Below are 15,379 nucleotides of genomic sequence, written 5' to 3' on the forward strand. Positions count from 1 at the left end.
GCGATGCTGCTGAATGCAGTTGCGTTGAGGTGCATCGTCGGCAGTAGCGTCGTTACGAGCAATCAGCGCCAGTTGTAAGCCCGTGGGCTACATGGCACATCGCTACGCCTTCACGCGCGCGAGGCGTCAGCATCGCCGCCATGACGACAACCGACGCCACTCCAATCCGCGATAACCGCCGTCAGGCCAAGTTCCTCTACTGGACCGGCCTGCGGATCTGCGCGATCGCAGAAATGCTGGATGAAAAGGAAAAGACCGTTCATGCGTGGAAAACGCGTGATGAATGGGACCGGGCCGATAACGTCGAGCGCATCGGTGGTGCCCTGGAAGCACGCCTGGTGCAACTGATCCTCAAGGACGGCAAAACCGGCGGTGACTTCAAAGAGATCGACCTGCTGCACCGTCAGCTGGAACGGCAAGCCCGGATCGAGCGATACAAGGCCGGCGGCACTGACACTGACCTCAACCCCAACCTGGCCAAACGCAACGAAGGGCCGAAGAAGAAAGCGGCTCGCAACGAGTTCAGCGAAGAGCAGATCGAGCAGCTGACCGAGGCGTTCAAAGACGGGTGCTTCGGCTATCAGTTGGACTGGTACCGAGCGAGCAATCAACGCACCAGGGCAATCCTGAAAAGCCGGCAGATCGGCGCCACCTATTACTTTGCCCGGGAAGCGTTCATTGATGCCCTGGTCACCGGACGCAATCAGATATTCCTGTCCGCGTCGAAGAACCAGGCACACATCTTCAAGGCATACATTCAAGGCTTTGCCCGCGAGGTTTGCGGCGTAGAGCTCACCGGTGACCCGATCATTCTGGCCAATGGCGCCGAGCTGCATTTCCTCGGTACCAACGCCCGAACCGCTCAGGGTTACCACGGTAATTTCTACTTTGACGAATTCTTCTGGACGTTCAAGTTCAACGAGCTGAACAAGGTCGCCAGCGGCATGGCGATGCAGAAGCAATACCGCCGCACCTACTTCTCGACACCATCGAGCATGGCGCATGAGGCCTACACATTCTGGACCGGGGAGCGCTTCAACAAGGGCAAGCCTGTCGCGCAGCGGCTGAAACTCGATGTTTCGCACGACGCGCTGCAGCAGGGCAGGTTGTGCGAGGACCGCATCTGGCGCCAGATCGTCACCATCCTGGATGCCGAGCAGCGCGGCTGCGATCTGTTCGACCTGGAAGAGCTGCGACTCGAGTACAACGCGGACGCCTTCGCGAACCTGCTGATGTGCCAATTCGTCGACGACGGGGCGAGCATCTTCCCGCTCAACGTCCTGCAGCCTTGCATGGTCGACAGCTGGGTCGAGTGGTCCGAGGACTACAAGCCTTTCGCCGCGCGGCCGTTTGCCGATCGGCAGGTGTGGATCGGCTACGACCCGGCGGAAACCGGCGACAGCTCCGGTCTGGTGGTCGTGGCGCCGCCGTTGGTGCCAGGAGGCAAATTCCGCGTGCTCGAGCGTCATCAGTTCCGGGGCATGGATTTCGCGGCGCAGGCCGAGGCGATCCGTCTCGTCACGATGCGCTATTGGGTGACCTACATCGGGATCGACATCACCGGCATGGGCTCGGGCGTGGCCCAGCTGGTGCGCCAATTCTTCCCAAACGTGACGACCTTCAGCTATTCCCCCGAGGTCAAGACACGCCTGGTGCTCAAGGCTTACGACGTGATCCACAAAGGGCGCCTGGAGTTCGATGCCGGTTGGATCGACATGGCCCAATCACTGATGGCGATCCGCAAAACCATCACGGCCAGCGGCCGGCAATTCACCTACACAGCAGGCCGTACCGACGAGACAGGGCACGCGGATCTCGCATGGGCGCTATTCCACGCACTACAGAACGAACCGCTTGAGGGGCAAACCTCAACGAATACCAGCTTCATGGAGATTTATTGATGAGCAATAGCCGCAGCGAATCCACGCAGATGTCCACATCAGCCCAGGCTGCGATCGCGGACCAGGTGCTGCCGGCAATGGGCGGCAAGATGGAGGCCTTCACCTTTGGCGATCCCACGCCGGTACTCGACGAACGGGGGATTCTCGATTACCTGGAGTGCTGGCTGAACGGCCGGTGGTATGAGCCGCCAATGTCCTTGGACGGGTTGGCAAAGTCCTCCCGGGCCAGCGTTTTTCTGCAATCGGGCCTGAATTTCAAACGCAACATGCTGGCCCGCACCTTTATCCCCCACAAGTTGTTGTCCCGTCAGACCTTCGAACAATTCGCCCTGGACTTCCTCTGGTGCGGCAACGGCTATCTGGAAAAGCGCGAGAACATGCTGCGCGGTACGTTGGGGCTGCAGCCCGCCCTGGGCAAGTACATGCGACGCGGTGTGGACCTCGAAACCTATTACCAGGTGCGCGGCTGGCGAGACGAGTTCGAATTCAAGCGCGGGACCGTTTACCACCAGCGCGAGGCCGACATTAACCAAGAAATCTACGGCCTGCCGGAGTGGCTACCAGCTCTGCAGAGTGCGCTGCTCAACGAGTCCGCCACCTTGTTCCGGCGTAAGTACTACAACAACGGCAGTCACGCCGGTTTCATCATGTACATGACGGACACCGCGCAGAACGAGACGGACGTTGCCGCGTTGCGCAGCGCGCTGAAGTCGGCCAAAGGACCAGGAAATTTTCGGAACCTGTTCATGTACGCCCCGGGCGGCAAGAAGGATGGCATTCAGTTAATCCCCGTCAGTGAGGTCGCGGCGAAAGACGAATTCGGCTCGATCAAGAACATCAGCCGCGACGACATGCTCGCGGCGCTACGTATCCCCCCTCAGTTGATGGGCATCGTGCCGCAAAACGCAGGCGGTTTCGGCTCAATCAAAGAGGCCGCGCAGATCTGGGCAATGAACGAGCTCGAGCCCATTCAGGCACGCATGCAGCAGGTCAACGAATGGCTGGGCGAAGAAGTAATTCGCTGGAGGCCGCTGGAGCCAGTTTCCGACAAATGATCAGCCCCGGGCGGCCGCTTATCAGCGTTCCGCCCTTTATCAATTCGAAGTAAGGACGACCAATGCCTGCACCGATTTTCCCTTGGATGGGCGGCAAGCGCCGCATGGCGAAACACATCCTGCCGGAGTTTCCAGACCATGATTGCTACGTCGAACCGTTCTGTGGCGGGGCGGCTCTGTTCTTCATGAAGGAGCCCAGCCGGGTGGAGGTGATCAACGACTTTGACGGCGAGGTGGTGAATCTTTATCGGGTCGTCGCCAATCACCTGGAGGAGTTCGTGCGCCAGTTCAAATGGGCATTGGTGAGCCGCACCATGTTCGAATGGGCCAAAGAGCAGGCGCCGCGCACGCTGACCGATATCCAGCGCGCAGCGCGCTTTTTCTACCTGCAGAACCTGTGTTTCGGCGGCAAGGCAAAGGGCCGGTCTTTCGGGACCGCGACCACCTCAGCTCCGAGGCTCAATTTGCTGCGTATCGAAGAAAAGCTCAGCGACGCTCATCTGCGCCTGGCCCGAACTACTGTCGAGCATCTGGATTGGAAGGAGTGCATCCGTCGGTACGATCGAAACCACACGCTGTTTTATCTGGATCCGCCGTACTGGGAAACAGCAGGGTACGAGGCAGGCGATTTTGGCTTTGATCAGTTCGAAGCCATGGCGGATCTGGCGCAGTCGATCCGAGGCAAGATGGTGATATCGGTGGGAGACCATCCGAGAATTCGGGAGGTCTTTGCCGGGCTGCGGCTAAAGGAGGTGCCGTTTCGGCATACTGTGGGCGGCAACGGCGGCATTGAAGTGAACGAGCTGGTCTACTTCAATTGGTGAGGTGATGGTGGGCCTGGGCGACAGATGCAATCTCTGATTCGATTTCAAGGCTTGGATGGCGAGGATGATCGCTTAGCGCCGATATTCATCCAGGCCCTCAGATGTGCCCATGCCCGAACAACTCGGCTACGACTGTAAAATCTCTGGCCCGTCGCCAGCTCAATGTAAGCGCCTTTGAGCTGGTGCAAGTCGCGATAATCGTAGTTATCAAATCGCTGAAAATAAATGTAAGTGACGTCCCTTGGATCAATCCTTCGTTTGAGTAGATCCTCACGCATGACGGAACGCCTACCGCCCTTCGCCTTGACGGTACCCATGTCAACGACCGTGACTGCATGGGGACTGTTATTGGTCAGGCACAGATAATCACCATCGTAATCGCAACCGAGGGCAACACTGACGGAGTTCCTGGCTTTAGCGAGGGTGTAGACCGAAAGGCCAACCGCTGCAGTTGATACGATCAAGGCCAATTCAGCAGTGGTTAAGTCAAAAACGGGCATATCGCTCCCCCACCTATGCAGGTTCAGCTTCTTGAGTACTTCCCGCAGGTTCGTCCAGGGCATCTGACGGCGCGCTGAGATCGAGCTTGTTCAGATCTAAAAACATCACAGGATGCTCGCGGTTCCGATTTTCTTCGGTATCCAACAGCGTGAATCCCAGTTTGTTTTGGTAGAACCCGACGGAGTTCGCTTTTGAATCGGTAACGAGAAATCTACAGCCCACGAATTGCGCGACCTGATGTACCGCCAGGGCGATGGCGAACTCCATCAGCGTCTTCCCGATTTGATGACCCACGTAGGCCGCGTGAGTGGCTAAGCGCGCTACTTTCAGCGCCGATATCGACTGGTATCGATTCGCGGCCTCGCAGTCCTCCAACGGGTATGCCCCGTCGAGATCGATCTCGCTGCAAGTGAGAGTCACATAGCCGATGATGCGCTTTCTAGCCTGCGGATCATTTTCAGCGGGGGGCACGATGGCCGCGTATGTGACGGCGACATTGCTGGTCTGGAAGTCTAGAGCATTGTTTTGGATGAACGACTTCAAGGGCCTCAGACTTGCATCTGGGCCCATTGAGAATCGACTGGTTTGGTGTTCGGAGTGCAGCTTTTCAATGAAGTAATCGACGCCTACCTGCATCGGAGCTCGCTGGACTAACGAGGACGCGCGCTACCTTGCTGACCGAAAACCTGGCTCAGGATATCGCGGCCACGGGCATAGGATGCCTGGGCTTTTGGATTGGGTTTGTCATCGCGCATGTGTTGCACGAAGCGGGCAGCGTCTTCATCAGTCAGCTCAACGCGGCTGAAGGTTTCGCTTTTAATTGCCATTTTGAATCTTTCCTTGCAGTGGTAAGCACTGCGCTTGAAGGATCGTTATTAACGATTCATCCGCCGAACGCGGTTTTGCTCCGCTGTACTGCTCAGTATTCGGCTTTGTGTGGTGGCACAAACACATTTGAACACGATCAATAACTATGTCAACCCAATCAGGTTTACAAATGTGTGCGAATCAGCGATGGAAGCAACGCTTGAACGAGTTTCGACTTCGCTAACCCCTTCAACGTACAAAGGTTTTTTCTCAACGGCGAAGAGTTCGCTGCTTCTACGGCATGAATTATTTTTGAAGATAATGCACGAACTTGGCTAACCGCTGCTTACCCCTACGGTTAGGCACACGCGTTTCAGGTCGGCGCATACCCAGACGCATAGCCCAAGTCCAGCTTGTCGCAAAGCGCTCAATGGCGCTATACGCACTGCAATCCTCATGCAAAAATACTGTTCAATTATACAGTACTGGTCGGTTTTTATGCCTCGCGATCTGCCCCCATTCAGGCCTGTGACGCAGGCCGAACTGCGTTACTTCTGGAGTAATCATCCCGAAAGCCGGCGTCTTGTGCTCGAAATTGAGCGCTACCGTCGTGTGTTCGAAGAAATCGACGGCTTGTACAAAACCACGCACCAGGCGTGGCGCGATCACTTAGGCGGCAACTTGACTGCCTTGCATCTGCTCCAGCAGGTAATGACCGTGGAGCGCGAGCGGCTACCTGCGGTAGTCGCTGACAGGGATTGAACCCAAAAAAAGCCCCCACGCTCCGATAGAGGGTGGGGGCCGGGTGAATGTGACGGCAAATCAGCCCGGGGCAAAACCGGAGCGCGCCAAGACATCCTGCAGTTTATCGAAAGCCTGTTTCATCAAATGGGCCTCATCGTCCCCTAAAGCATTGCTGGTAAATTCGAACCAGCCCACCCGGTTGGCGAATTGCGCCAGGGCCATGGTTTCAGCTTCGGTCAAAAACTCGCGTTCAGTGGTCCCGGCTGCAGTGGTGAGGCTTAGCGCATTTCGGTCCCGGCTACCTGGTGTCTCAGTCATGTTGGGTGCTCCCTTGTATGAAGAAGGGAAAGCTATCGCTCTTACCGCAGACTTACCTATACGGTAATGCCTTTGCCGATCATTGCTCGAGCACCAACAGCCGCGCCGTGGCCATGTGTTCAAAGGCCAGGTACATCGCCTCGATGCGCGCGGCCAACGGATCGGACACGTCGAGGACGCTCATTACAACCACCTGGCTTGGCGGCCCAGGTCCAGGCGCTGACTGAATTCGTGGCCCTGCTCGGGCGTCAGCGTACCGGCCACCGTAAGGCCCCACAAAAAGCCGCGCAGTTGGTTTTGCGTGCTCAGCATGCCGGCATGGGTCAGCGCTTCGAAGCGAAAGTCTTCTACCTGGGGCCGCAGCAACGGCAGCTGTGCCTCAAAGTCCGCCACGGCGATTAGGTCATTGAAAAACTGGTTCACAGCTTCAATGGCAGCCGGGTCGTTCAATGGCTCATACATGGGTCGCATCCTTTCGAGTGAGGGGCCCTCACTGCGTAAACGAGAAGTTGGGGGACTGGCTCACCAGTCTAGGGTGGGCGGTTTCCGCCGGCAAATAAAAAGGCCCCCACGCTAGGGCAAAGTGTGGGGGCCTCTCGAACATACACGGCGTTACTCGTAACGCCGGGTCGAGCTTACACCGGTTGGCCGTACAGCCCGGTACCGGTTTTTTCCTTGGGCTTGCCTAGCACGTAGATAACCGACGTGCTGTTACTGGAGCCGCGCGGCGCTCCCGGCAGCACGGCCAACAGCCGCCAGTCTTCGGCCAGTCGTTCATTGGCCTCGTCTTGGTTGAAAACCTCTAACACTTGCCCGGCTTCGTGCATCTGCATCGGTGTGACTCCTGTACTGGGGTGGCCCGGGCAGTGTAGCTGGCCGGCGGTATTCCATTCAGTCGTCGCGGCCAATTAGATAGAGCGCCTTACCGGCTGATTACTCAGACGGTAAGGCTGCGTTCGTCATTGGGCCTGGGTTTGGGCCGGCTTCTTGAACACCCAGCACTTGGTCGTGGTTTTGCGAATAGTGCTGTCCACCGCCTTCAGTCCCAAAAACTGTGGATCGTTGCTGCGCTTCAACGCGGTAGTGACCTCGGTGCTGATCACGGTCTGGATGCCATTGGCAGCGAACAGTTCGCCCAGGTGCGGCATGTTCAGGCCGATCAGCTGCGGATCCTTGGAGTGGTTGTAAACGATTCCCTTGGAGTCCAGTTGCAGAAGCGCGGCCCAAAAGTCGGCAACGACATCCGCTTGCGGGGGCTCGACAGTGCCTATGGCGTCCAGATCTGGAACGCGAAGGCCCATGGATTCAGAAAGACGTGCAATCTCTTCACCCAATGCATCGCGCACTGCTTTGTTCCGGCTTCGCTGCAGTTCTTTCATCAAGCTCAAGCGGCTTCTGGACATGATTGCCATCTGACTGGCTGGGACGGCTCCAGTGCGAGTGGCCGCGCCCTTGGTCCAGTAGTTCCAGAGCACTTCGTCGCACTCTTCCTGATACTGAATGATCTTATCGCGCAGATCGGGTGCTACTTTATTCGGACTAATAGTCATCAACCAAGACGCAAGCTTGCGTAAGGGTAGGCATGCAGCTTCTTGTGGCCCCCCCAGCGAAGGTATAACGATATTCGTGATACCCCAGCGTGCCGTGTTGGCAGCAAGTTTCGCATGCTGCGACTGCCAGGCCAGCCCCATGTTCTCAACTACAGGCTTCATTGCCACATAAGGCTCATTGTCTTCGTTTAACAGCACCACGGTATCGCCATGGAAAGGTACAGGCATCAATTGCGTGTTCATTCATCGCATCCTTCGGTGAATCAGGTGTTGTGATTTCCCCAACACCTGAGCTTTTCGAGGTAATTACCATGGAGGGGGTGCAATACACCCCCTCCTTCGGAAGATCAGGTTGGTCGTTGCTGACTCGTTGCCGAGCCGATAATGCTGTTGAGGCTTTCGCAGATCCCGTCGAGGAACCCGGCCAACATCTGGGGCTGATACAATCCGGGGTGATCGGCCTGCTGGGCGAGCGCATGCACCAGGGCGAGCGAATCCCGCACCCGTTCCAAATCAAACAGATCGTTATCGGTGAGACCGTAGGGCTTTCTCATAGGGCACCGCCGTGCGTTTCAAGAACGCGCACCTGGTGCATGTGATGGTTGTAGCGCTTGAGGCGATTGGAGAGGGAAGAGTTAGCGTGCAGCGCGGCGAGAGCCATGCGGCGATGAGCAAGTGCGCGGATTCTGGACGGAATGAGGGCGGTCATATGCAATTCCTTTCTGAGTTGGAGCTGCGGCCTCGTCGCCAAACGAGGGTGGCAGCTGTACGCAGGTTGGCGAACCGGGGAAAGGTACCCGGCAGACCCTAAGGTCTCCCACGCACAGCCGCCATAACACGGAACTGCGGGCACAAAAAAAGCGCCTGCTGTCGTGATGGGGCGCTTGTGCGCCTTTCTATCCGGGTCGCCAAACCCGTTCGCTGAATTGGCAGCGACGACCGCACTGTACGCCCGTCAAGGTCCGGGGATCAAGTGTCCCCGGACAATATTTAATATCACGCTACGTTGCCGCTACCGCTGCAGGGCCGTTCAGTTGTGGCGATCATCTCCATAGCTGTCACGAGTCGATGTGGCGGGCGAGAGCGGCTGGCCGGCGGACTATCGGCGTGAGGGGGACGAGGCGGTCGCGAGCGCACCGTTTTGGGGCGGCACCGGTCCGGCGGGTGGGTCTTCACCTGGCGCGCGCCGTCGTCCCCCCGCCACGCCTGCGGGCTAAATCGGTCTTAATTTCTGCACACCTGCAACCCACCAGCCGCAGCGCCCGGCGGGCCTTTCCTGAGCGAACTGGGGCTGATAAAACCCTACAGATCCCTACACGCGCCCCCTCTTTTCAGAGCGTCCTGGAGCGATTTTCCGATGGCCTTTTTTCAGGTGACCCACGGGAAACAAGTAATTTAAGTATGTGAAGGTGAGAAACCAGCTGCAGCCCGCACGCGATGCGGTTTTGAGCACTTACTTTGCACTGGCTTTTCTGAGTAAGGTGGGGAGTAATTTTTATCTAACTATATGATTTATATAGATATTTTATTTTCGGTTTCTGACCTTGGTAAAAGGTAATGTTATGTCTAGATATTACTTAAAACTTACCTAATCAAATCGTCTACAAGCCTTGTGATTCGTAGCTTTCAGAAGGGGGAGGAAAAACTTACCAAAAATACCGGTTTCCCGTGGGTCAACATAAAAACGGGATTGGCTATAGGGGGAGGGGGGCGGCAGGTTCTCGCTCCTGCAGCAGCTCGCTTACAAGCAAACTGTCACCGGAACTGTCACCAAACACGCTAAGGCTCAAACTGACACGTCTGGAACCCTTGAAAATAGTGGAGCGGGTGAAGGGAATCGAACCCTCGTTATCAGCTTGGGAAGCTGGAGTAATGCCATTATACGACACCCGCTCAGAGCGGCTGACTTTGTACCAGATGTGCGCGTGGATTTGAAGTTTTTCTTTATGCGCGCTGCATTTAGCACGGGGTGACACAAGGAATGGACCGGGTGATGGCCATTCGCGGGCAAGCCTCGCTCCTACAGGATTGCGTTAGCAGTGCAGGCGTGGGCTTGCTCGCGATGACTCAGTTTCAGATTGCCAGTGCATGGTGGTCCTGGACGAATTGGTAACGCGGTCGGCTGGTGTGTTGCGCCGGTTTCAGGAAGCCCAGCAGTGCGTTTTGGCTGTCTCGGCAGGCGGCTTTGTGTTCCATGTCGAGAAAGTGCCCGGTGGCTTGCAGGGTGCTGAAGGTGGCGTGTTGCACGTGGTTGGCGAAGAGCCGGGCGCCGTCGGCGGCGGTGTATTCGTCCCATTCGCCGTTCATGAACAGCACCGGCACGTCGATTTTCTCGGCAGCCTTGAGGAAGCACTGGCGATCGCTGTGCAGCAGGTCGCTGATGTGGAAGTGCATCTGCCCGTATTCGTGCTCGGCCAGGTTGCTGACGTGGCGATAGTTGAAGCGTTTGAACAGCGACGGCAGGTGTTTGCCGATGGTGCTGTTCACCAGGTTGCCGACCCGGTCGCCGTCGCGGCTGCCGAGGTAGTCGACGCCACGTTCCAGGTAGTCGCGCATGTGCTCGTTGATCTCCGGGGAGAACGAGCTGATCACGGCTTTTTCGATGCGCCGTGGCCGTTGGGCGAGGGCGACCAGGGTCGCGGCGCCACCCCAGGAAAACGACAGTACGTGTTCGGCGGCGAAGTGGTCGATCAGCTCCAACAGGATCTGTCCCTCGACTTCCTTTGTCAGCAATTTCTCGTGCAGGTTGTGGGCTTTTGACTTGCCCGCGTAGGGCTGGTCATAGCACACCACATTGAACTGCGGATGGAGGTTTTTCACGGTCTGAGCAAACGACGCAGTCGTGGCCATCGAGCCGTTGACCAGAATAATGGTCTTCTCTGCGGCGTCTGCGCGATAGAACTCCGTGTAAACCCGATACTGACCCTGTATATCCAGCACAGCGATTTCTGGCCTCATGTCATAAGACTCCTGGGCAAGCGGGTATGCGCGCAAATGAGATTGCACGAGCTTTGTGACAGGTAGGCATACGCCTGGAATTTGGAGGCCCATGTCGATCCGGTAAAGCAGGTCGACGGGTATTGTTATTGGCGGGCAGTCTGCCGGTGGACAGCGGAACCTGAGGGCTCCCGGCCGGCAAAAAGTTTCTTAGAAGTATGTTGTGACTCATCGGTCACAATCTGGCCGACGTCCTGATTCAAGCAGGGGCGACGGCATCGCGCAAGTGTCATTCGTAAATTGTTCGACAACTTCTGCTGAGCGGTCGCCTGCTTAGATCAATTGAATCTCTTCGGTGCGCAAGGGACGGTACTCGCCCGGTTTTAGCGCGTTATCGAGTACCAGCGGACCCATGCTTTCGCGGTGCAGGCGCAGCACCTTGTTGTCGAAATGGCCGAACATGCGCTTCACTTGGTGGTAACGACCTTCGACAATGCTCAACCGCGCCGACTTCGCCCCGAGCAATACCAGCTCGGCAGGCTGAGTGGTGAGGTCCTCGAAGGCGAAGTACAGCCCTTCGTTGAAGGTGACTGCATACTCCGGGCCGATGTCCTGTTCGGTCTCGACGTAATACACCTTCGGCAGTTTGGTTTGCGGTTGGGTCAGGCGTCGCGACCAGCTGCCATCATTGGTGATGATCATCAGGCCGGTGGTGTTGAAGTCCAGGCGCCCGGCGATGTGCAGGTCATCCTTGTCCGGTTCGTGGATCAGGTCGAGCACCGTCGAGTGTTGTGGATCGCGGGTGGCGCTGACACAGCCGGGCGGCTTGTTCAGCATGAAGTAGCGCGCCGGTTTGCCGATTTGCAACACTTCGTCATCGACTTCGACGCGGCTGAATTCCAGCACTTCGCTGTGAGGATCGCTGACGACTTTTCCGTCGATGCGCACGCGTTTTTCCACCAGCAACAGACGAACCTGCTTACGGTTGAAGCGCGGCAGGTTGCTGAGGAAACGGTCTACACGCATCGGTTAAAAATCAGACGGAGAAGGGGCGCGCATCTTACGTGATCGGCCGGGCGGCTGCTTGCAGCTGCGCTTCGACCTGGGCGCAGCGCGGGCACAGGCAGGAGAGGTCGCGCAGTTCCGCCGGCAGCGCTTCAAGAACCGCCGGGTCGATGCTGACGCCGTAGCACCAGCAGGCACGGTCGGCGGTTCGTGGGTCGGCCAGGCTGCAGTCGTTGGGGGCGCCGCAGGCCGGGCATAGTTGTGGCTTATTCATAAACAGAGTGAGGCATTTCCACGCAGGTGCGGTTGCGGCCGGCTTGTTTGGCCCGGTACATCGCATGATCGGCCCGGGACAGCAGCGTATGCAAGGTTTCATCCGGTTGCAGGGTGGTCAGGCCGATGCTGACGGTCAGACGCAGCTCCTTGCCGTTGTAGGCATAACGCTGTTTTTCCACATGCTGACGAATTTTCTCAGCAATTTTCTGACCGGTCTCACCGTCGGTGTCCTTGAGCAGCACGATAAATTCCTCACCGCCCCAACGGCAGACAATGTCGGAATGCCGCAGGCAGCTTTCCAGGTCCCGGGCGAAACCGATCAGCACCTGATCACCGGCGAGGTGGCCATAGGTGTCGTTCAACACTTTGAAATGGTCGAGGTCCAGCAATAGCGCCGTCAGCGGTTTCGGTTCGCGCTCGGCTTCGTGCATGGCTTGCGCCGCCAACAGGTCGAAACCCCGGCGGTTGGGCAGTTCGGTCAGGCTGTCGAGGGTGGCCTGGGCCTGGATCTTGCCCTGGTAGCGTTTGATCACGCGGTTGAGCAGCGCCAGCACAATCGAGGTGACGAGCAGGCAGATCAGCAGGTTGAGGTACAGCGACTGACGGATTTCACTGAGGGCGCCGTCTTCGCGTTTATCGACGAACAGGTACCAGTTCAGCTCCGGAATGAACCGCACGTTGAGGAAATGTCCCTGGCCGTGGGCGGAATATTCGTAGCTGCCGCTGTGGGGCTTGGGCAACTGGCTGACCAGGTCTTTCATGCTGTTGAGATCGCCCAGGCTCCGGCCGGCCCGCGCACCTTCGGGGCCACCCTCGGCGCCGGTGAGCACCAGCCGGCCGAAGGTGTCGACGAAGTACACGCTGCGTTGATAGCGCTGTTGATACTTGTCGATCAACTTGATCACCGCATCCACCGTCAGGCCAACGCCGGCCGCGCCGATGAAGCGTTTGTCGTAGTCGTAGACTTTGTAATTGATGAAGAACGTCAGGTTGTCCTTGTTGGCCAGGTCCGGGTCGACGTTGATCTCGTAGGGTTCTTTCATGTCGCGGACGCGGAAATACCAGGCGTCCCGGGGTTCGTCGATCTTGACCTGCTTGAGCACACCTTTGGCGTGGTAGTAGGTCAGGCTGCTGTTGGAAATGAAAAACGCGGTGTAGGCGCCGTAATGGGTCATGACCTCGTTGAGGTAGCGGGTCATCTGGTCGGGGTCGTGCTCGCCGTTGACCACCCAGTCGCGCATAAAGGTGTCGCGGGACATCATCGAGGAAATCAGGATCGGTCTGACAAGGTCTTTCTGGATTTCCGAGTAGACCGTGTCGGACGTCAGCGGCAGTTCGGTGTTGACGATGTTGTCGCGGATCGACGCTCGCGAGGCGTAGTAGCTGAGAAACGAGGTGGCGAGGAAACCGGCGCCCAACAACGCGATCAGCGTGAGGACCAACGAACGTTGGGAATACAGCGGCGAGCGAAGCGGCATGGTGGTTCCGTTGGCAGTGACCCGATGGCATGCATTCTAGTGGGACTGTGGCTAAATAACCGCTGCATTTACGCGGGTGGCAGCCGTGAAATCTCTTTCGTCAGGTATGGCCTCTTCGCGAGCAAGCCCGCTCCCACAGGTTATGCGCGGTCTCCTGTGGGAGCGGGCTTGCTCGCGAATCGAAAGATCAACGCCGCTCTGTCAGATAAGCCCGCCACCCGCCGAGATGACTGATATCCACCGCGCCCTCCAGCCCGTAAGCCTCACAAATAAACCCGCTCTCCCACCGCCCATCCGCCAGTTGCACCTTGCCCAACCCCAGCGGCGCCGGAATCCCGGTCAGGAACGAGCCCAGTTCACTGCTCGGCAACTCCCAAACCTCCACCGCAATCGCCACGCCACCGTCCTTCACCCGCACCATCCCCGGACGGAACGGCGGGCCGCCGGCCAATGCATACAGCTGATAGTCCGGCGAACTCAAGGTCGATTCGACCAGCCGCGCCCCACGCTGCTTGAGTTGCCAGTTCAACGCCAACCCCTCCAGATGCGCACCACACACCACCAGCCGCGCGTAATCATGGCGTGCCACTGTCGTCGGCGTTGGCAACCCAAAACCTTGCTGACGTTGCAAACCATCCGCCACGCTCAACAAATATTGATCGGTAAACGCCCGCCCAAACAACGTCACGCCCCACGGCAAGCCGTTGCCCATGAACCCGCTGGGCACGGCGACGGCGGCGTAGTCGAGCAGGTTCATGAAGTTGGTGTAATAGCCCAGTTCCGAATTGCGCAGCACCGGTTCCTCTGCCAATTCCGCCAAGGTAACCGGACGGCCGATGGTTGGTGTGAGCACGCAATCCAGACCTTCCAGGGCCTGGTCGCACAGGGCTTTCAAGGTTTGCAGTCGATATTGCGCGCGGAAGGTTTGTATGCCGGTCACTGCCGGGGCCTTGGCCAGTACCGCGCGAATCACCGGCAGCACTGCTTCGGGGTTTTGCTCCATCAACTCGCCAGCCACGCTGTAGCGCTCGGCCACCCATGGGCCTTCATAAAGCAACTGTGCGGCTTCGAGGAACGGCGACAGATCCAGCTCCACCGCTTCACCGCCCATGGCTTTGAGCTGATCGATGGCATCGCCGAACAACAACGGGCCTTCGGGGCAGCCGAAAAATTCCAGGTCTTGCGCACGGGGCACACCGAAGCGGAAGGGCCGAGGCGCACCGAATGCCGAGCCGTCATTCCACAGCGGATTGCTGCGGCTGTACGAATCCCGTGGGTCAAGACGCGCGGTCAGCGCCAACAATTGACTGGCTTCGCGTGCAGTCGCAGTGAAGGTCGTAACGCAATCCAGCGTGCGACAGGCCGGCACCACACCTCCAGTAGAGATCAGCCCTTTGGTGGCTTTCAACCCCACCAGATTATTCAACGCCGCCGGCACCCGACCGGAGCCCGCCGTGTCCGTCCCAAGAGAAAAACTCGCCACGCCCAACGCCACCGCCAACGAAGACCCGGCGCTGGAACCGCCCGATGGATACTCCGGCAACACGCTGTTCGGGCACGCGCCATATGGCGAGCGACTGCCATTCAACCCGGTCGCGAACTGGTCGAGATTGGTCTTGCCCAGCGGAATCGCCCCCAGCGCCAGCAACTGCTCGACGATGGTCGCCGAACGCTCCGGCACATAAGCAAACGCAGGACACGCGACAGTGGTGGGAATGCCCGCGAGATCGATGTTGTCCTTGATCGCAAACGGCACGCCATACAGCGGCAAGCTATCGATATTGCGGCCATCGAGCGCGGCAAGGTACGGCTCCAGTTCCTCGACACTGAGCAAATGAATGAACAAGTGATAATCCGGGTTCAGCGCCGCGGCTTTGTCCCGCAGGCTCAGCAGCAATTGCCGAGGCGTGATTTGGCCGTCGCGATAAGCGTTGCGCAGGGCGTCGAGTTGCAGATTGAAATTCATGATTCGATCCTTTTCAA

Annotated in this window: 18 protein-coding genes and 1 tRNA gene; 4 read left to right on the forward strand and 15 right to left on the reverse strand. The window is 58.0% G+C overall.

Annotation, left to right across the window (positions count from 1 at the left end):
- The first annotated feature begins 140 nt into the window (after nucleotides 1-140).
- From ACIQY3_RS05170 to ACIQY3_RS05180, 3 genes are all read left to right on the forward strand, one after another.
- Complete coding sequence (locus ACIQY3_RS05170) at nucleotides 141-1,901, forward strand: terminase ATPase subunit family protein (protein ID WP_403017840.1); 1,761 nt, start codon at nucleotides 141-143, stop codon at nucleotides 1,899-1,901.
- A complete protein-coding gene (locus ACIQY3_RS05175; protein WP_403017841.1) occupies nucleotides 1,901-2,956 on the forward strand; it encodes a phage portal protein in 1,056 nt (351 codons plus the stop codon). The genes ACIQY3_RS05170 and ACIQY3_RS05175 overlap by 1 nt, the downstream gene beginning before the upstream one ends.
- A gap of 62 nt (nucleotides 2,957-3,018) precedes the next feature.
- Nucleotides 3,019-3,780 (forward strand): DNA adenine methylase, encoded by a 762-nt coding sequence (locus tag ACIQY3_RS05180; protein WP_403017842.1) that lies wholly within the window; start codon nucleotides 3,019-3,021, stop codon nucleotides 3,778-3,780.
- A gap of 44 nt (nucleotides 3,781-3,824) precedes the next feature.
- Here the strand turns inward: ACIQY3_RS05180 and ACIQY3_RS05185 are convergent, their stop codons facing one another.
- From ACIQY3_RS05185 to ACIQY3_RS05195, 3 genes are read right to left on the reverse strand one after another with little or no spacing between them, the layout of a single operon-like run.
- The gene (locus ACIQY3_RS05185) at nucleotides 3,825-4,280 is read right to left on the reverse strand and encodes a hypothetical protein (protein WP_403017843.1); all 456 of its coding nucleotides are present in this window, start codon (nucleotides 4,278-4,280) and stop codon (nucleotides 3,825-3,827) included.
- Nucleotides 4,281-4,293: 13 nt separating this feature from the next.
- On the reverse strand, nucleotides 4,294-4,917 hold the full coding sequence (locus ACIQY3_RS05190; protein WP_403017844.1) for a GNAT family N-acetyltransferase: 624 nt from the start codon (nucleotides 4,915-4,917) through the stop codon (nucleotides 4,294-4,296).
- Between the two features lie 14 nt (nucleotides 4,918-4,931).
- The gene (locus ACIQY3_RS05195; protein WP_403017845.1) at nucleotides 4,932-5,108 is read right to left on the reverse strand and encodes a hypothetical protein; all 177 of its coding nucleotides are present in this window, start codon (nucleotides 5,106-5,108) and stop codon (nucleotides 4,932-4,934) included.
- A gap of 478 nt (nucleotides 5,109-5,586) precedes the next feature.
- Between ACIQY3_RS05195 and ACIQY3_RS05200 the strand changes: the two genes are divergently transcribed.
- Nucleotides 5,587-5,850: a hypothetical protein gene (locus ACIQY3_RS05200; RefSeq protein WP_403017846.1), complete on the forward strand. Its 264-nt coding sequence runs from the start codon at nucleotides 5,587-5,589 to the stop codon at nucleotides 5,848-5,850.
- 60 nt (nucleotides 5,851-5,910) lie between these two features.
- On the opposite strand, the gene ACIQY3_RS05205 is transcribed toward ACIQY3_RS05200, so the two are convergent.
- From ACIQY3_RS05205 to atzF, 12 genes are all read right to left on the reverse strand, one after another.
- Nucleotides 5,911-6,150, reverse strand: a complete 240-nt coding sequence (locus tag ACIQY3_RS05205; protein WP_403017847.1) for a hypothetical protein — start codon at nucleotides 6,148-6,150, stop codon at nucleotides 5,911-5,913.
- Between the two features lie 183 nt (nucleotides 6,151-6,333).
- Nucleotides 6,334-6,612, reverse strand: coding sequence for a hypothetical protein (locus ACIQY3_RS05210; protein ID WP_403017848.1), 279 nt, complete (start codon nucleotides 6,610-6,612; stop codon nucleotides 6,334-6,336).
- 173 nt (nucleotides 6,613-6,785) lie between these two features.
- Nucleotides 6,786-6,983, reverse strand: a complete 198-nt coding sequence (locus ACIQY3_RS05215) for a hypothetical protein (RefSeq protein WP_403017849.1) — start codon at nucleotides 6,981-6,983, stop codon at nucleotides 6,786-6,788.
- A 126-nt stretch (nucleotides 6,984-7,109) separates the two neighbouring features.
- Nucleotides 7,110-7,943, reverse strand: coding sequence for a phage antirepressor N-terminal domain-containing protein (locus tag ACIQY3_RS05220; protein ID WP_403017850.1), 834 nt, complete (start codon nucleotides 7,941-7,943; stop codon nucleotides 7,110-7,112).
- 104 nt (nucleotides 7,944-8,047) lie between these two features.
- Nucleotides 8,048-8,254 carry a hypothetical protein gene (locus ACIQY3_RS05225; RefSeq protein ID WP_403017851.1) on the reverse strand — a complete coding sequence of 69 codons (207 nt, stop codon included), beginning with the start codon at nucleotides 8,252-8,254 and terminating at the stop codon, nucleotides 8,048-8,050.
- On the reverse strand, nucleotides 8,251-8,409 hold the full coding sequence (locus tag ACIQY3_RS05230) for a hypothetical protein (protein WP_403017852.1): 159 nt from the start codon (nucleotides 8,407-8,409) through the stop codon (nucleotides 8,251-8,253). Before ACIQY3_RS05230 ends, ACIQY3_RS05225 begins: the two co-directional genes overlap by 4 nt.
- A 1,110-nt stretch (nucleotides 8,410-9,519) precedes the next feature.
- A tRNA-Gly gene (locus tag ACIQY3_RS05235) sits at nucleotides 9,520-9,593 on the reverse strand.
- 180 nt (nucleotides 9,594-9,773) lie between these two features.
- Nucleotides 9,774-10,658 (reverse strand): alpha/beta fold hydrolase, encoded by an 885-nt coding sequence (locus ACIQY3_RS05240; protein WP_403017853.1) that lies wholly within the window; start codon nucleotides 10,656-10,658, stop codon nucleotides 9,774-9,776.
- Nucleotides 10,659-10,970: 312 nt separating this feature from the next.
- Entirely contained in the window at nucleotides 10,971-11,663 is a 693-nt protein-coding gene (locus ACIQY3_RS05245; RefSeq protein WP_403017854.1) for a pseudouridine synthase, read from the reverse strand.
- 34 nt (nucleotides 11,664-11,697) lie between these two features.
- Nucleotides 11,698-11,916, reverse strand: coding sequence for a cysteine-rich CWC family protein (locus tag ACIQY3_RS05250; RefSeq protein WP_169371209.1), 219 nt, complete (start codon nucleotides 11,914-11,916; stop codon nucleotides 11,698-11,700).
- Entirely contained in the window at nucleotides 11,909-13,396 is a 1,488-nt protein-coding gene (locus ACIQY3_RS05255; RefSeq protein ID WP_403017855.1) for a diguanylate cyclase domain-containing protein, read from the reverse strand. The genes ACIQY3_RS05250 and ACIQY3_RS05255 overlap by 8 nt, the downstream gene beginning before the upstream one ends.
- A 187-nt stretch (nucleotides 13,397-13,583) precedes the next feature.
- Nucleotides 13,584-15,362 (reverse strand): allophanate hydrolase, encoded by a 1,779-nt coding sequence (gene atzF / locus ACIQY3_RS05260; protein ID WP_403017856.1) that lies wholly within the window; start codon nucleotides 15,360-15,362, stop codon nucleotides 13,584-13,586.
- Nucleotides 15,363-15,379 lie beyond the last annotated feature (17 nt).

It is taken from the genome of Pseudomonas sp. NPDC096950 (genome assembly GCF_044762525.1).
GTDB lineage: Bacteria > Pseudomonadota > Gammaproteobacteria > Pseudomonadales > Pseudomonadaceae > Aquipseudomonas.

Coding starts and splice junctions, on each gene's coding strand:
- ACIQY3_RS05205 (WP_403017847.1), bottom strand. CDS start 6,150: ATGACTGAGACACCAGGTAGCCGGGACCGAAATGCGCTAAGCCTCACC.
- ACIQY3_RS05200 (WP_403017846.1), top strand. CDS start 5,587: ATGCCTCGCGATCTGCCCCCATTCAGGCCTGTGACGCAGGCCGAACTG.
- ACIQY3_RS05220 (WP_403017850.1), bottom strand. CDS start 7,943: ATGAACACGCAATTGATGCCTGTACCTTTCCATGGCGATACCGTGGTG.
- ACIQY3_RS05195 (WP_403017845.1), bottom strand. CDS start 5,108: ATGGCAATTAAAAGCGAAACCTTCAGCCGCGTTGAGCTGACTGATGAA.
- ACIQY3_RS05245 (WP_403017854.1), bottom strand. CDS start 11,663: ATGCGTGTAGACCGTTTCCTCAGCAACCTGCCGCGCTTCAACCGTAAG.
- ACIQY3_RS05215 (WP_403017849.1), bottom strand. CDS start 6,983: ATGCAGATGCACGAAGCCGGGCAAGTGTTAGAGGTTTTCAACCAAGAC.
- ACIQY3_RS05190 (WP_403017844.1), bottom strand. CDS start 4,917: ATGCAGGTAGGCGTCGATTACTTCATTGAAAAGCTGCACTCCGAACAC.
- ACIQY3_RS05180 (WP_403017842.1), top strand. CDS start 3,019: ATGCCTGCACCGATTTTCCCTTGGATGGGCGGCAAGCGCCGCATGGCG.
- ACIQY3_RS05250 (WP_169371209.1), bottom strand. CDS start 11,916: ATGAATAAGCCACAACTATGCCCGGCCTGCGGCGCCCCCAACGACTGC.
- ACIQY3_RS05210 (WP_403017848.1), bottom strand. CDS start 6,612: ATGTATGAGCCATTGAACGACCCGGCTGCCATTGAAGCTGTGAACCAG.
- ACIQY3_RS05255 (WP_403017855.1), bottom strand. CDS start 13,396: ATGCCGCTTCGCTCGCCGCTGTATTCCCAACGTTCGTTGGTCCTCACG.
- ACIQY3_RS05170 (WP_403017840.1), top strand. CDS start 141: ATGACGACAACCGACGCCACTCCAATCCGCGATAACCGCCGTCAGGCC.
- ACIQY3_RS05230 (WP_403017852.1), bottom strand. CDS start 8,409: ATGACCGCCCTCATTCCGTCCAGAATCCGCGCACTTGCTCATCGCCGC.
- atzF (WP_403017856.1), bottom strand. CDS start 15,362: ATGAATTTCAATCTGCAACTCGACGCCCTGCGCAACGCTTATCGCGAC.
- ACIQY3_RS05240 (WP_403017853.1), bottom strand. CDS start 10,658: ATGAGGCCAGAAATCGCTGTGCTGGATATACAGGGTCAGTATCGGGTT.
- ACIQY3_RS05185 (WP_403017843.1), bottom strand. CDS start 4,280: ATGCCCGTTTTTGACTTAACCACTGCTGAATTGGCCTTGATCGTATCA.
- ACIQY3_RS05175 (WP_403017841.1), top strand. CDS start 1,901: ATGAGCAATAGCCGCAGCGAATCCACGCAGATGTCCACATCAGCCCAG.
- ACIQY3_RS05225 (WP_403017851.1), bottom strand. CDS start 8,254: ATGAGAAAGCCCTACGGTCTCACCGATAACGATCTGTTTGATTTGGAA.